General features: G+C 71.1%; 13 protein-coding genes and 2 tRNA genes. 3 read left to right on the top strand and 12 right to left on the bottom strand.

Going from position 1 to position 14,001, the window contains the following annotated elements; genetic code table 11:
• From ACFQ3T_RS27550 to leuC, 3 genes are all read right to left on the bottom strand, one after another.
• Window positions 1-358, bottom strand: a 358-nt coding sequence (locus tag ACFQ3T_RS27550) for an HU family DNA-binding protein (protein ID WP_380727402.1), incomplete at its 3' end; no start/stop codon positions are given.
• 208 nt (window positions 359-566) lie between these two features.
• The gene (gene leuD / locus ACFQ3T_RS27545) at window positions 567-1,169 is read right to left on the bottom strand and encodes a 3-isopropylmalate dehydratase small subunit (RefSeq protein ID WP_380727400.1); all 603 of its coding nucleotides are present in this window, start codon (window positions 1,167-1,169) and stop codon (window positions 567-569) included.
• A gap of 15 nt (window positions 1,170-1,184) precedes the next feature.
• On the bottom strand, window positions 1,185-2,588 hold the full coding sequence (leuC, locus tag ACFQ3T_RS27540; protein ID WP_380727398.1) for a 3-isopropylmalate dehydratase large subunit: 1,404 nt from the start codon (window positions 2,586-2,588) through the stop codon (window positions 1,185-1,187).
• Between the two features lie 71 nt (window positions 2,589-2,659).
• Between leuC and ACFQ3T_RS27535 the strand changes: the two genes are divergently transcribed.
• A complete protein-coding gene (locus ACFQ3T_RS27535; RefSeq protein WP_162470707.1) occupies window positions 2,660-3,361 on the top strand; it encodes an IclR family transcriptional regulator in 702 nt (233 codons plus the stop codon).
• A gap of 414 nt (window positions 3,362-3,775) precedes the next feature.
• Here the strand turns inward: ACFQ3T_RS27535 and ACFQ3T_RS27530 are convergent.
• From ACFQ3T_RS27530 to gltX, 4 genes are all read right to left on the bottom strand, one after another.
• Window positions 3,776-3,848: transfer RNA gene (locus ACFQ3T_RS27530), tRNA-Glu, on the bottom strand.
• A 90-nt stretch (window positions 3,849-3,938) separates the two neighbouring features.
• Window positions 3,939-4,010 (bottom strand) — tRNA-Gln (locus ACFQ3T_RS27525).
• A gap of 114 nt (window positions 4,011-4,124) precedes the next feature.
• Window positions 4,125-4,862 carry an HAD family hydrolase gene (locus ACFQ3T_RS27520; RefSeq protein WP_380727396.1) on the bottom strand — a complete coding sequence of 246 codons (738 nt, stop codon included), beginning with the start codon at window positions 4,860-4,862 and terminating at the stop codon, window positions 4,125-4,127.
• A gap of 104 nt (window positions 4,863-4,966) precedes the next feature.
• A complete protein-coding gene (gltX, locus tag ACFQ3T_RS27515) occupies window positions 4,967-6,472 on the bottom strand; it encodes a glutamate--tRNA ligase (RefSeq protein ID WP_380727394.1) in 1,506 nt (501 codons plus the stop codon).
• Window positions 6,473-6,560: 88 nt separating this feature from the next.
• Here gltX and ACFQ3T_RS27510 point away from each other — a divergent pair, with 88 nt between their 5' ends.
• Complete coding sequence (locus ACFQ3T_RS27510; RefSeq protein WP_380727392.1) at window positions 6,561-7,808, top strand: FAD-dependent oxidoreductase; 1,248 nt, start codon at window positions 6,561-6,563, stop codon at window positions 7,806-7,808.
• Window positions 7,809-7,874: 66 nt separating this feature from the next.
• Here the strand turns inward: ACFQ3T_RS27510 and ACFQ3T_RS27505 are convergent, their stop codons facing one another.
• On the bottom strand, window positions 7,875-8,645 hold the full coding sequence (locus ACFQ3T_RS27505; RefSeq protein WP_380727390.1) for a fumarylacetoacetate hydrolase family protein: 771 nt from the start codon (window positions 8,643-8,645) through the stop codon (window positions 7,875-7,877).
• A gap of 57 nt (window positions 8,646-8,702) precedes the next feature.
• On the opposite strand from ACFQ3T_RS27505, the gene ACFQ3T_RS27500 reads away from it, so the two are divergent.
• Entirely contained in the window at window positions 8,703-9,317 is a 615-nt protein-coding gene (locus ACFQ3T_RS27500) for a S1 family peptidase (protein ID WP_380727388.1), read from the top strand.
• On the opposite strand, the gene cimA is transcribed toward ACFQ3T_RS27500, so the two are convergent.
• The 4 genes from cimA to ACFQ3T_RS27480 all read right to left on the bottom strand — a co-directional run bounded on the left by cimA (window position 9,298) and on the right by ACFQ3T_RS27480 (window position 13,908).
• A complete protein-coding gene (cimA, locus tag ACFQ3T_RS27495; RefSeq protein WP_380727386.1) occupies window positions 9,298-10,908 on the bottom strand; it encodes a citramalate synthase in 1,611 nt (536 codons plus the stop codon). The two genes, ACFQ3T_RS27500 and cimA, sit on opposite strands and share 20 nt — an antisense overlap.
• A 257-nt stretch (window positions 10,909-11,165) precedes the next feature.
• Window positions 11,166-12,137: an ABC transporter substrate-binding protein gene (locus tag ACFQ3T_RS27490; RefSeq protein WP_380727384.1), complete on the bottom strand. Its 972-nt coding sequence runs from the start codon at window positions 12,135-12,137 to the stop codon at window positions 11,166-11,168.
• The gene (locus ACFQ3T_RS27485; RefSeq protein ID WP_380727382.1) at window positions 12,134-12,901 is read right to left on the bottom strand and encodes a heme ABC transporter ATP-binding protein; all 768 of its coding nucleotides are present in this window, start codon (window positions 12,899-12,901) and stop codon (window positions 12,134-12,136) included. The genes ACFQ3T_RS27490 and ACFQ3T_RS27485 overlap by 4 nt, the downstream gene beginning before the upstream one ends.
• A complete protein-coding gene (locus tag ACFQ3T_RS27480; RefSeq protein WP_380727404.1) occupies window positions 12,901-13,908 on the bottom strand; it encodes a FecCD family ABC transporter permease in 1,008 nt (335 codons plus the stop codon). Before ACFQ3T_RS27480 ends, ACFQ3T_RS27485 begins: the two co-directional genes overlap by 1 nt.
• Window positions 13,909-14,001: the final 93 nt, after the last annotated feature.

Raw genomic sequence — 14,001 nt, 5'->3', positions numbered from 1 at the left:
GGGTCGCCGGGGCCTTCGTCGCGGCGGCCGGCTTGGCGGCGCCCGCGGCCGCGGGCTTCGCGGCCGTCACGCGGGGCAGCTTCTTCGTGCCGCTGATGACGTCCTTGAACGTCGAACCCGCGCGGAACGCGGGAACGTTGGTCTTCTTGACCTTCACGGTCTCACCGGTGCGGGGGTTGCGAGCGGTGCGGGCCGCGCGGGCACGCTTCTCGAAGACACCGAAGCCGGTGATGTTGACCTTCTCGCCCTTGTGGACGCTGCGGACGATGACGTCGACGATGCCGTCGACAGCGGCAGCGGCGTTCTTCTTGTCGCCAAGGCGCTCGGCGAGCGCCTCGATGAGCTGGGCCTTGTTCACCTTCAGTCCCTCCCAGGACGCTCACGGCCCTAGTCGGGCCGACTGAATGCCCACGGTAAGCCCATATGCAAGGAAATACCAATCGCCACGCCAGATTTTCCGTTGTGGCGTGGGCAATTACGACCTGTCGAGGGACACCCCGGCGACCCCCGGAGGGTTCCGGGGGGTCGGATTCCCGCTGTTCGGAGGGGAATCCGACCCCTTCGGACTAGCTCAGGGGCAGCGGATCGGTGGTGGGCAACCAACCCGGCCTGCGCTGCTCGAACTCCCCGATCTCCTCGGCGTGCCGCAGGGTCAGGGCGATGTCGTCCAATCCCTCCAGCAGCCGCCAGCGGGTGTACTCGTCGATGGTGAAGGGCGCGGTGAAGTCCTTCGCCACAACGGTGTTCTTCGTCAGGTCGACGGTGACCTCGGTGCCCGGCTCGTTCTCCAGGAGCTTCCACAGCAATTCGACATCGGACTGCTCGCACTGGGCCGCCACGAGGCCCTGCTTGCCCGAGTTGCCCCGGAAGATGTCGGCGAACCGGGACGAGATGACCACCCGGAAGCCGTAATCCATGAGCGCCCAGACGGCGTGCTCGCGGGACGACCCGGTGCCGAAGTCCGGCCCGGCGACCAGCACGCTGCCCGCGCGGAACGGTTCCTGGTTGAGCACGAACTGCTCGTCGCCGCGCCAGGCGGCGAACAGGCCGTCCTCGAAGCCCGTGCGGGTCACGCGCTTGAGGTAGACGGCCGGGATGATCTGGTCGGTGTCCACGTTGGACCTGCGCAGCGGAACGCCGACCCCGGTGTGCGTGGTGAACGCTTCCATGTTCGTAGAACTCCCTCAGACCAGGTCGGCGGGCGACGACAGCGTGCCCCGCACGGCGGTGGCGGCGGCCACGAGTGGCGAGACGAGGTGGGTGCGGCCACCCTTGCCCTGCCTGCCCTCGAAGTTTCGGTTGGAGGTCGACGCGCTGCGCTCGCCCGGCTTGAGCTGGTCCGGGTTCATGCCCAGGCACATCGAGCAGCCGGCCTGGCGCCACTCGGCGCCCGCCGCCAGGAACACCTCGTGCAGTCCCTCGGACTCGGCCTGCGCGCGCACCCGCATGGAGCCGGGGACGACGAGCATCCGGACGCCGTCGGCGACCTTGTGGCCGCGCAGGACGTCCGCCGCGGCGCGCAGGTCCTCGATGCGGCCGTTGGTGCACGAGCCGAGGAACACCGTGTCGACGCGGATGTCGCGCAGCGGGGTGCCCGCCTCCAGCCCCATGTACGTCAGGGCCTTCTGGGCGGCCACGCGCTCGTTCTCGTCGACGATGGCCTCGGGGTCGGGCACGCTGGCGCTCAGCGGCAGGCCCTGGCCGGGGTTCGTGCCCCAGGTGACGAACGGCGTGAGCTCGTCGGCGTCGAGGCGCACCTCGGCGTCGAACTCGGCGTCGTCGTCGGTGCGGAGCGTCTTCCAGTACTCCACGGCCGCGTCCCAGTCCGCGCCGGACGGCGCGTGCGGGCGGCCCTCGATGTAGTCGAACGTGGTCTGGTCCGGCGCGATCATCCCCGCGCGGGCGCCCGCCTCGATGGACATGTTGCACACGGTCATGCGCGCTTCCATCGACAGCGCCTCGATCGCGCGGCCCCGGTACTCCAGGACGTAGCCCTGGCCGCCGCCGGTGCCGATCTTCGCGATGACCGCGAGGATGATGTCCTTGGCCGTGACGCCGGGCTTCAGCTCGCCGTCCACGGTGATGGCCATCGTCTTGAACGGCCGCAGCGGCAGCGTCTGGGTGGCCATCACGTGCTCCACCTCGGACGTGCCGATGCCGAACGCGAGGGCGCCGAACGCGCCGTGCGTGGACGTGTGGCTGTCACCGCAGACGACCGTCATGCCGGGCTGGGTCAGGCCGAGCTGCGGCCCGACGACGTGCACGATGCCCTGCTCGGCATCTCCCATGGGGTGCAGCCGCACGCCGAACTCCGCGCAGTTCTTGCGCAGCGTCTCGACCTGGGTGCGCGACACGGGGTCGGCGATGGGCAACTCGATGTCCACGGTCGGGACGTTGTGGTCCTCGGTGGCGATCGTGAGGTCCGGTCGGCGGATGGGCCGACCGGCCAGGCGCAGGCCGTCGAACGCCTGCGGGCTGGTCACTTCGTGCAGCAGGTGGAGGTCGATGTAGAGCAGGTCCGGCTCCGCGCCACTGCCGTGGCGCACGACGTGTGCTTCCCACACCTTCTCCGCGAGCGTGCGGCTCATCGCAACTCTCCCAAGATCTGGACAGTCGATAGATCTGGACTTCCCAGACAGTGGGAAGTTAGTATCGGCTTGTGGGACAGCATAGCGGGATCGGCGTGCTGGACAAGGCAGTGGCTGTCTTGAACGCCGTCGCAAAGGATCCGTGTGGGCTCGCCGAGTTGTGCAATCGGACGGGCTTGCCGAGGGCTACCGCGCACCGGTTGGCGGTCGGGCTCGAGGTGCACCGGTTGTTGCGACGGGGTTCGGACGGGCGCTGGCGTCCAGGCGCGGCACTGGCGGAGTTGGCGGGCGGGGCCACCGACCCGCTGCTCGACGCGGCGTCCTCGGTGTTGCCGAGGTTGCGCGACATCACGGGCGAGAGCGTCCAGTTGTACCGGCGGGACGGGATGCAGCGGATCTGCGTGTCCTCCGCCGAACCCCCGAGTGGTTTGCGCGACACCGTGCCGATCGGCGCGCGATTGCCGATGACGGCCGGCTCGGGCGCGAAAGTGCTCGCGGCATGGGCCGATCCCGGAACCCAGCGTTCCGTTCTGGCCGACGCCGTGTACGGCGAGCGCACATTGTTGGAAGTGCGCCGCCGCGGTTGGGCGCAATCCGTGGCGGAACGCGAACCGGGAGTGGCGAGCGTTTCCGCACCGGTCCGCGACAGCACGGGCTCGGTAGTGGCCGCGGTCTCCGTTTCGGGCCCCATCGACCGCATGGGCCGCCGTCCGGGCGCCAGGTGGGCCGCGGACCTCCTGGCCGCCGCAGAAGCCCTGCAAACGCGCCTCTGACCGCCACACGGGTGGCCACCGTCATTCCGCCACCCCGCCCCGCCACCCCTGGGCACCCGACAACCCACCGCAAGCTGGTGGCCCACCGCGAGCCACGCCCGCATGGGCCACCAGCAAGCCGCAGCAGCACTGACACGCTGGTCAGCCGGGTCGGACCACGTGCCAGCCGGCCCCAGCCGAAGTTCGCCGCAGGCGAACCAGGCAGTCACCCAAGCACGTCAATGGCACCCGCCGAGTCCTCAACCGGACCGTCGCAGACACGGCGCACAGCGCCGATGGGGGTGCCGGGGGCGAAGCCCCTGCCGGGAGTGCAGGGGGCGGAGCCCGCCTGCCCGGGGTCCGGGGGTCGGACCCCCGGTGTAAATGCGAAAGATCCCCGTTTCGCGTAAGCGAAACGGGGATCTCCCGGGTCTGTAGCCCCGATGGGATTCGAACCCACGCTACCGCCTTGAGAGGGCGGCGTCCTAGGCCGCTAGACGACGGGGCCGAGAACTTGCTTTGTGTATTCAGTTTATCATCTTGTCTTGCTGTCCTGCGTCGGGCGGTAGCTTATCACACTGTCTTTCCTACCGCCCAGCTGGGGTACCAGGACTCGAACCTAGACTAACTGAACCAGAATCAGTCGTGCTGCCAATTACACCATACCCCATTGGTTTCCCGATCAACTTACCTCATCGTCCAGGCGCTTGTCCTGGGCTTTGGGGGCTGTCCGTTCCGCCGGGAGGAATACTAGACCACGGCCCCGGCGGAACGGAAATCGGGGTCACGCGGAGGCGGCCGACAGCTCGCAGACGAGGAGTTCGGGCAGCTCAGCGAGGCTGCTGATGGCGGAGATGCCGGCGGGCAGCGCGCCCTCGCGCGGGCCCTGGCGGTTCAGCCACACGCCCTTCATGCCGGCGTCGCGCGCGCCGATGGCGTCGGCGTGGAGGCGGTCGCCCACGTGCACCGTGTCGCACAGGTCGACGCCGAGGTCCGCGCAGGCGGTGTCGAAGATCACCCGGTCCGGTTTCGCGGCGCCGACCTCGCCCGCGATGAGCACCGTGTCGAAGTACTGGGCGAGCCCGAGGGTCGCGATCTTCACCCGTTGGTGGCGCCCTGAGGCGTTGCTCACGGCGGCGATGGGCAGGCCGGTGGCCCGCAGCCACTCCAGGCACGGGACGACGTCGGGGAACAGCCGCCAGCCGGCCGCGAGGACTTCCTGCCGGTGCAGTTCCCGGCGGGTCGCCTCCTCCTGGTCCAACTCCTCGCCGAGCGCGGCGAAGAACGCCCGGGTGCGGATGTTCCGCATCGACTCGTACTCGAGCTCGCCGGCGAGGAGGCGTTCGCAGTGCTCGTCCGTGATGCGCTGCCACAGCGGCCAGGCGTCGGCGCTGCCGACCATCGCGGCCAGGGCGGCCCGGGACGAGGTGCTGTAGTCGACGAGGGTGTCGTCGACGTCGAGGCACACGGCCCGGATCTCGCCGGTTCTCCGAGGGGTGGAAGTCGGGGCTGCGGTTGTCACCCCGTGAGGCTAGGTGCGGTCACCCCTCGTCCGACTCGACCAGAGAGGTGATATCTCGTGGTTCTTGCACGGTCAAGCACCGCTTGACCGCCCGAACGCACCAGTCAGATTGCCCCGAGCGCGCGACGCAATCGCCCGATCGAGCGACTTTGGCCCACCAGTTCCATGGATTCGTAGAGCGGAGGCGAGACGGTACGGCCCGTCACGGCAACCCGCACCGGCGCGTAGGCCTTGCGCGGCTTCAGGCCCATTCCGTCCACAAGGGACGCTTTCAGCGCCTCTTCGATGGCCGTCGCAGTCCACTCCGGAAGGGATTCGAGGGCGGCGATGGACGCCTCCAGCACGGGCCGGGCGTCCTCGCCCAGCGCCTTGGCGGCGGAGTCCTCCTCGGGCGCGAAGTCCTCCTCCGCGACGAACAGGAACCGGACCATCCCGGACGCCTCGGACAGCACCACCAGGCGCTCCTGCACCAGCGGCGCCACGCCGGACAGCAGGGCCAGCTGCTCCTCGGTCGGCTCGGGCGGCAGCACGTCGTCCTTGACCAGGTACGGCACCACGCGGCTGACGAAGTCCTCGACGGGCAGGGCGCGCAGGTGGGTGGCGTTGATGGCCTCGGCCTTCTTCAGGTCGAAGCGGGCCGGGTTCGCGCTCACCTTGTCGAGCTCGAACGCCTCGACCAGTTCGGACACCGTGAAGATGTCGCGGTCGTCCGCGATGGACCAGCCGAGCAGCGCCAGGTAGTTCAGCAGCCCCTCGGGCACGAAGCCGCGGTCCCGGTACAGGAACAGGTTCGACTGCGGGTCGCGCTTGGAGAGCTTCTTGTTGCCCTCGCCCATCACGTACGGCAGGTGGCCGAACTCGGGCGTGAACGTGGTCACGCCGATCCGCGTCAACGCCTGGTACAGCGCGATCTGGCGGGGCGTCGACGGCAGGAGGTCCTCGCCGCGCAGCACGTGCGTGATGCCCATCAGGGCGTCGTCGACGGGGTTCACGAACGGGTACAGCGGGTCGCCGTTGGCGCGCACCAGCACCGGGTCGGGCGTGCTGCCCGCCTTGAACGTGATCTCGCCGCGCACGAGGTCGACCCAGGTGATGTCCTCGTCGGGCATCTTCAGCCGCAGCACGGGTTCGCGGCCCTCGGCGCGGAACGCGGCGCGCTGCTCGTCGGTCAGGCCGCGGTCGAAGCCGTCGTAGCCGAGCTTCGGGTCCTGGCCGGCGGCCTTGCGGCGCGCCTCGATCTCCTCGGCCGTGGAGAACGACTCGTACAGCTCACCGGCCTCGAACAGGCGCTTGGCGATGTCCACGTACAGGTCGCGCCGCTGGCTCTGCCGGTACGGCGCGTGCGGGCCGCCGACCTCCGGGCCCTCGTCCCAGTCCAGACCGAGCCACCGCATGGCCTCGATCAGCGACAGGTACGACTCCTCGGAGTCGCGGGCCGCGTCCGTGTCCTCGATCCGGAAGACCACGGCTCCGCCGGTGTGGCGGGCGTACGCCCAGTTGAAGAGGGCGGTGCGGATGAGGCCCACGTGGGGGGTGCCGGTCGGCGACGGGCAGAACCGGACGCGGACCGCCGCGCCGGTTCCTCCTGGGGTGGCTGCTGATGCGCTCATGACCCGATCAGCGTATCCGCCTTGACCTGGGCCCCGCTCAGGAGCATGCTGAACTTATTCAACTCACGTTGAAAAGAGGGGGATGGTCATGGAGAGGACCGGAGTCGTGGTCGTCGGCGGCGGACCGGCGGGCATGGTGTGCGGGTTGCTGCTGGCGCGCGCCGGGGTCGAGGTGACGGTGCTGGAGAAGCACGGCGACTTCCTGCGCGACTTCCGCGGCGACACGGTGCACGCGTCCACGCTGACGTTGCTGGACGAGCTGGGCCTCGGCCCGTCGTTCGCCGAGGTGCCGCACCAGCTGGTCGAGCGGATGCGGGTCCAGCTGGACAGCGGGCCGCAGACGGTGGCCGACCTGTCCCGCCTGCCCGGCCCGCACAAGCACATCGCGTTCGTGCCGCAGTGGGACTTCCTCGACCTGCTGGCCGACGCGGGCCGGCGCGAGGACGCGTTCCACCTGCGGATGGACACCGAGGTGACCGGCCTGACGCGCGCGGGCGGACGGGTCACCGGCGTGCGCTACCGCACGGCGTCCGGGGAGACCGGGGAGCTGGGCGCGGACCTCGTGGTCGCGGCCGACGGGCGGCACTCGCTGGTGCGGGAGCAGTCCGGGCTGCCGGTGCGGGCGTTCGGCGCGCCGATGGACGTGTGGTGGTTCCGGTTGCCGCGCCGCGCGGACGAGGAGTCGGGCGGGCTCGCCCGGTTCGGCCGGGGCAGCGGGGTGGTGCTGATCAACCGCGGTGACTACTTCCAGGCCGCGTTCCTGATCCGCAAGGGCACCGACCGGCTGCTGCGCGAGGAGGGCGTCGCGGCGTTCCGGCAGCGGGTGACGGCGCTCCTGCCGTGGCTGGAGGAGAAGGTGGCGGCCGTCGAGTCGCTGGACGACGTGAAGCTGCTGGACGTGAAGCTGGACCGGTTGCGGCGCTGGCACGGCGACGGCGTGCTGTGCATCGGTGACGCGGCGCACGCCATGTCGCCCATCGGCGGGGTCGGCATCAACCTGGCCGTGCAGGACGCGGTGGCGGCGGCGCGGATCGTGGCCGGCCCGCTGCGGCGCGGTGAGCTGGACCAGGCGGTGCTCGCGAAGGTGCGGCGCCGGCGGTGGTTCCCGACCGCGGTGACCCAGGCGTTCCAGCGGCGCATCCAGGACTCGTTCCTGAAGGGGACGCTGGAGGGCACGTCGAGCGCCGCCCGGGGCCGGGTGCCGTTCGCGATCCGGCTGCTCCGGCGGTTCCCCGTGCTCCAGGCGGTGCCCGCCTACCTCGTGGGCATCGGGCTGCGGCCGGAGCACGCGCCTCGGTTCGCGCGGCGCGCGCCGGAGCGGATCGAACGGGCCTGAACGCGGCCCGGGGCGACTCCCCGCGACGGGGAGCCGCCCCGGAGACGGGCGCGCGGTCGTCCCGCGTCAGCGGTGGGAGACCGGGTTGGTGAGCGTGCCGAGGCCCTCGACGGTCACCGAGACGGTCTGCCCGGCGGTCAGCGGGCCGACGCCGGCGGGCGTGCCGGTGAGGATCACGTCCAGCGGGCGCAGGGTCATCACCGCGGAGATGTACTCGATCAGCTCGGGGATGTCGTGCAGCAGCAGCGAGGTCCGCGAGTCCTGCTTCACCACGCCGTCCACCTCGGTGCGGATGGCGACGTCCGACGGGTCGAACTCGGTCTCCACCCACGGCCCGAGCGGGCAGAACGTGTCGAAGCCCTTGGCGCGGGTCCACTGGCCGTCGGCCTTCTGGAGGTCGCGGGCGGTGACGTCGTTGGCGATCGTGTAGCCGAGGATCGACTGGCGGGCGCGGGACGCGGGGATGTCCCGGCCGCCGACGCCGATCACCACGGCCAGCTCGCCCTCGAAGTCCACCCGCTCGGACGCGGCGGGCAGCTTGATGTCCGCGTTGGGCCCGATCACGGTGGTGTTGGGCTTCAGGAACATCAACGGGTTCTCGGGCGCCTCGCTGCCCATCTCGGCGGCGTGCTCGGCGTAGTTGCGGCCGATCGCGACGATCTTGGGCGGCAGGAACGGCGCGAGCAGGCGCACGTCGGCCAGCGGCCAGCGGCGACCGGTGAAGGTCGGGTTGGCGAAGGGCTCGTCGGCGATCTCGACGGCGGTCAGGTCGTCGCCTTCGCCCTCGATCGCGGCGAAAGCGAGGCCATTCGGTTGGGCGATACGGGCAATGCGCACGGAGATCACCCTAACCGGCGGCTTGAAACCCCACCGTTCGTCCCTAGCGTCGAAGGGATGCGAACCCTGCTGATCGTCCTCACCCTGCTGGTCGCCACGGCGACCCCGGCGACCGCGGCGACCCCGCTGGAAGCCGGCACGATCCTGACCACGTCCACCGGCGCGCGCTGCGTGAACGGCTTCAACGTGCGCGGCCACCTCCTGATCGCGACCACGTGCGGCCCGGTCGGCACGACCGTCCGCGGGCCCGGCGGCGTCGACATCGGGCCCGTCACCGCCGTCCGGCAGACCTACGCGGTCGTCCGGATCACCAACACGGCCGCGTGGGTCCAGCGCCCCACCGTCGCCGGGACCGGCGTCAGCGTCACCGGCTCGCTGGAGACGCCGGTCGGCGGCCAGGTGTGCATGGCGGGCCGCACCACCGGGTTGCGGTGCGGCACCGTGCTGGCCAAGAACGTCACCGTGCACTACCCGGACGGAATCGTCTACGGGCTGACCCGGACGAACCTGTGCGTGGAACCCGGCGACCAGTGGTCGGCCGTCTTCACCGGGTCCCAGGCGCAGGGGCACGTGCTGGGCGCGAGCGGCAACTGCTCGTCCGGCGGCACGTCGTTCTTCCTGCCCGTCAACCGCATCCTGGCGGCCGAGGGGTTCACCCTCGTGACCGCGTGACGCGGGCCGCCTTGTGCACCAGCGCGTCGCACAGGGCGAGCCAGCTGGCCTCGACGATGTTGCCGTGCACGCCCACGGTGGTCCACTCGCGCTCGCCGTCGGTGGACTCCACGAGCACGCGGGTGACGGCGTCGGTGCCGTGCTCGGCCGAGTCGTGGGAGCCGGGGAGGATGCGGACCTTGTAGTCGTTCAGCTCCACCGCGTCCAGCCAGGACAGGTGGGGCAGCAGGGCCTTCCGCAGCGCGGCGTCCAGCGCGTGGACGGGGCCGTTGCCCTCGGCGGTGGCGATGACCCGCTCACCCGCCACGTGCACCTTCACGGTGGCCTCGGACACGATCTTGCCGTCCCGGTGGTGGTCGAGCACGACCCGGTACGACTCGAGCACGAAGGGTGGCTCGTCCAGTTCGGACAGCTCCTCCTTCAGGAGCAGCTCCAGGGAGGCGTCGGCGGCCTCGAAGGACCAGCCGCCCGCCTCCAGCTCCTTGACCTTGCGCACCACGTTGGTGAGCGCGTCGGGCCGGCGGGTCAGGTCGATCCCGAACTCACGTCCCTTGAGTTCGAGACTGGCCCGACCCGCCATCTCCGTGACCAGCACCCGCATGTCGTTGCCGACGGTGTCCGGATCGATGTGGTTGTACAGCTCCGGATCAACCTTGATCGCGCTCGCGTGCAGCCCCGCCTTGTGGGCGAAGGCCGACGACCCGACGTAGGCCTGGTGGGTGTCGGGTGCGATGTTCGCGATCTCGGCCAGCGCATGGGAGACCCGGGTCAGCTCGGCCAGCGACTCGGTGGGTAGCACCGGCAGGCCGAGCTTGGTCACGAGGTTCCCGACGACGGCGAAGAGGTCGGCGTTGCCGGCCCGCTCGCCGTAGCCGTTCGCGGTGCACTGGACGTGGGTCGCCCCCGCCTGCACCGCGGCGATGGTGTTGGCCACCGCGCAGGACGTGTCGTCCTGGCAGTGGATGCCGACCCGGAAGCCCGTGCGGGCGACCACGTCGGCGACGGTCTCGGCCAGGCCCAGGGGCAGCTGGCCGCCGTTGGTGTCGCACAGCACGACGACGTCCGCGCCACCCTCCACAGCGGACTCCAGCACGCGCAGCGCGGTGTCCGGGTCGAAGGCGAAGCCGTCGAAGAAGTGCTCGGCGTCGAGGAAGACCCGGCGGCCCTCGTCCACCAGGTACCGGACGGTGTCGCGGACCATGGCGCAGTTCTCGGCGACGTCCGTGCGCAGGGCCCGTTCGATGTGCCTGCGGTCCGACTTGGCGACCAGCGTCACGACCGGCGTCTGGGCCGCCAGCAGGGCCCTGACCTGCGCGTCCTCCTGCACCTTGACCCCGGCCTTGCGGGTGGAACCGAACGCGACGAGCTGCGCGTGCTTGAGCGTCAGCTCCCCCGCCGCGGCCCGGGCGAAGAACTCCGTGTCCTTCGGCATCGCGCCCGGCCAGCCCCCCTCGATGAAGCCCACGCCGAGCGAGTCGAGCAGCCGCGCGACGGCCAGCTTGTCGTTGACCGAGTAGGAGATGCCCTCGCGCTGGGCACCGTCCCGCAGGGTCGTGTCGAAGACGTGGAATGAATCGCCGAGGGGGGTCACGAGAGGGCTCCTAGAGATCCGGGAAAACAAAAAGACCCCCCGCAGGATGCGAGAGGTCAGCGCGTCGGGTGCTTCGAGGGAGCACTACCCGACGCGCTCAGAAATAATGATCACGGTGTGGAGAGCCACGTCGCCGATGGTGCCACAACCCGTCCGCGGATACCAAGCCACGGACGGGTTGTCCCACATGGTGGGTGACGGCTAGCGGTGGCTCTCCTCGGCGCCGACCGTCCTGTGCGACCGCCGTTCCCGATCTCTCAGCCCTCGGCGAGGAACCTGGCGAACGCCTCGATGGCGGCCGGGTTGCGCGGGCCCTCCACGAGGGCCGCGTACGGCAGCACGAAGAACCGCTTCTCCTTGATCGCGGCCACGTCCGCCAGCGGCCCGTACGACTCCAGGAACGCGCGCTTCTCGGCCGGGGTGGTCGCGTCGCCGTCCGCGTAGTCGTTGATCAGGACCACCTCGGGGTCGCGGGCGACGACGGCCTCCCAGCCGACCGTGGTCCAGCTGTCGTCGAGGTCGCCGAAGATGTTCTCGCCGCCGGCCTTGCCGATGATGTCGTGCGGCGCGGCGTTGCGGCCGGACGTGAACGGCTGGTCGAGCCCGCTGTCGTAGAGGAACACCTTCGGGCGGTGGCCCGTGACCAGCTTCTCGGCGTCCGCGACCTGCTTCCGGTAGCCCTCGACCAGCTCCTCGGCCTTCCGCTCCACGCCGAAGATGCGGCCCAGGTTGCGCAGGTCGGTGTAGAGCGCGTCGAGCGGGGGCATGATGCCGCGCTGCCTGCCCACGCCGTTCCGGCACGCCTCGGTGAGCTGGTAGGTGGCGACGCCGAGCTCCGCGAGCGAGTCCGGGGTGAAGCCGGTGCTCTCCGAGAACCCGTAGTTCCAGCCCGCGAACACGAGGTCGGCCCGCGCGCCCTGCACGAGTTCCTTGGTGATCTGCTCGCCGAGCTTCGGCACGCGCTCGAAGTCCGCCCGCCACGGCGACGAGGCCACGTCGCCGGCCTGCCCGGGTCCGATCACGTACCCCGCCATCCGGTCGGCCAGGCCCAGCGCGAACATCAGCTCGGTGATGCCGGTGTCGTTGGTGACCACGCGGGACGGCGCCGCGTACGACACCTGCCGCCCGCAGTTCGTGACGGTCGCGGTGGGCGTGGCCGTGACCGGCTCGATCCGGGCTCCGCAGCCCGCCGTGAGCAGGACCAGGGTGAACGCGACGAGCCTTCTCACGGACCGACCTCCATCGGGTTGACGGCTGGGTGTTCGAACAGCAGTTGGGGGACGCCGCTGGTGGGGTGGCGCACGACGTGGGCGCGGACGTGGAACACCTCGCGCAGGACGTCGGGCGTGAGCACGTCCTCCGGCGTGCCGCTGCGCACCACCCGGCCCCGGTCGAGGACGTGCAGCCGGTCGCAGTAGGCGGCGGCGAGGTTCAGGTCGTGCAGGACCGCGAGGACCGTGACGCCGAGGCCGCGGACCAGCGCCAGCACCGCGAGCTGGTGGCTGATGTCGAGGTGGTTGGTGGGTTCGTCGAGGACGAGCACCCGCGGCTCCTGCGCCAGGGCGCGGGCGATCAGGACGCGTTGCCGCTCGCCGCCGGACAGGCTGAGGAAGCTGCGGTCGGCGAGGTGGGCGGCGTCCACTCGGGACAGTGCGCCGGCCACCACCGCCGCGTCGCGCTCGGGCGTGGCGCGGTGCGGCAGCCGTCCCATCGCGACCACCTCGGTGACCGTGAAGTCGAACTCGACGTGGCTGTCCTGGGTGAGCGCGGCCAGGTGCCGCGCGGTGTCGCGGACCTTGGTCGCGGCGACGTCCCGGCCGTCGAGGCGGACCACTCCCCCGGACGGCGCCAGCGCCCGGTAGACGCACCGCAGGGTGGTCGACTTGCCGCTGCCGTTGGGGCCGACGATGCCGTGCACCTCGCCCGCCGGGGCGTGCAGGTCGATGCCGCCCAGGATGCCGTCCACGGTGACGCCGTCGAGTCGGACGTCCATCAGCGACCGCCGAACACGTAGCCGCGGCGGCGCATCAGCAGGATGAAGCACGGCACGCCCAGGGCGGCCGTGATCACACCGAGGGGCAGCTCTTCCGGTGCGGCGAGCAGGCGTGCCGCGACGTCCACCCAGATGAGGAAGCACGCGCCCGCCAACGGCGCCACGGCGAGCACCTTGCGGTGGTCCGCGCCGACGGTGAGGCGCACCAGGTGCGGCAGCATGAGGCCGACGAACCCGACCGCGCCGCTGACCGCCACCAGGACGCCCGTCATGGCGGCCGTGACCAGGAACAACGCCGTCCGGGTGCGGAGGACGTCGATGCCGAGCGTGGTCGCGGTCTCGTCGCCCATCGAGAGCGCGTTGAGGTGCTTGGCGCGGCTCCGGAGGTAGGCGGTGCCGGCGGCCACCACCACCGCCGCGATCGGCAGGGACGCCCACGTGACGCCGCCCAGGCTGCCCAGCAGCCAGAACATCGCGGCGCGCGCCGCCTCGCCGCGCGGTGACTGGAACACCAGGAGCATGGCGATGGCCGAGAAGCCGTACGCCATGGCCGTGCCGGTGAGGACCAGGCGCAGCGGGGTGAGGTTGCGGCCCGCGACCAGGTAGACGAGGGCCATCGCGGCGAGGGCGGCCAGGAACGCGGCCGTGGACAGGGCGTAGATGCCGAGGGAGGCGAACAGGCCGGTGGTCGCGACGGCGGTGGCGCCGACGCTCGCGCCGGAGGAGATGCCGAGGACGTACGGGTCGGCGAGGGCGTTGCGGACCATCGCCTGGATCGCGACGCCGACCACCGACAGGCCCGCGCCGACGACGGCGGCGAGCAGGACGCGCGGCAGGCGGATGTCCCAGACGATCCGGTAGGGGCCCGCGTCGGCGGCGTCCACGGGGCCCTGGGTGAGGGCGGCGTGGAGGAAGCGGAGGACGTCGCGGAACGGGATGCCCACCGGTCCCAGCGCCACGCCGCAGAGGATCGAGCCGGCGAGCACGGCCGTGAGGGCGAGGCACAGGCCCGCGGTGGCGGGGCGGCGTGGGGTGGGCGGACGCGCGGTGGTGTGGCCGGCGGTGGTGTGGCCGGCGGTGGCGTGCCCGGCAGCGGAGAT

Origin of the sequence: Saccharothrix hoggarensis (assembly GCF_042678885.1) — a bacterium.
Lineage (GTDB): Bacteria > Actinomycetota > Actinomycetes > Mycobacteriales > Pseudonocardiaceae > Actinosynnema > Actinosynnema hoggarensis.
Note: the sequence above shows the minus strand (reverse complement) of the source record. Positions and strands in the feature narration are given on the sequence as shown.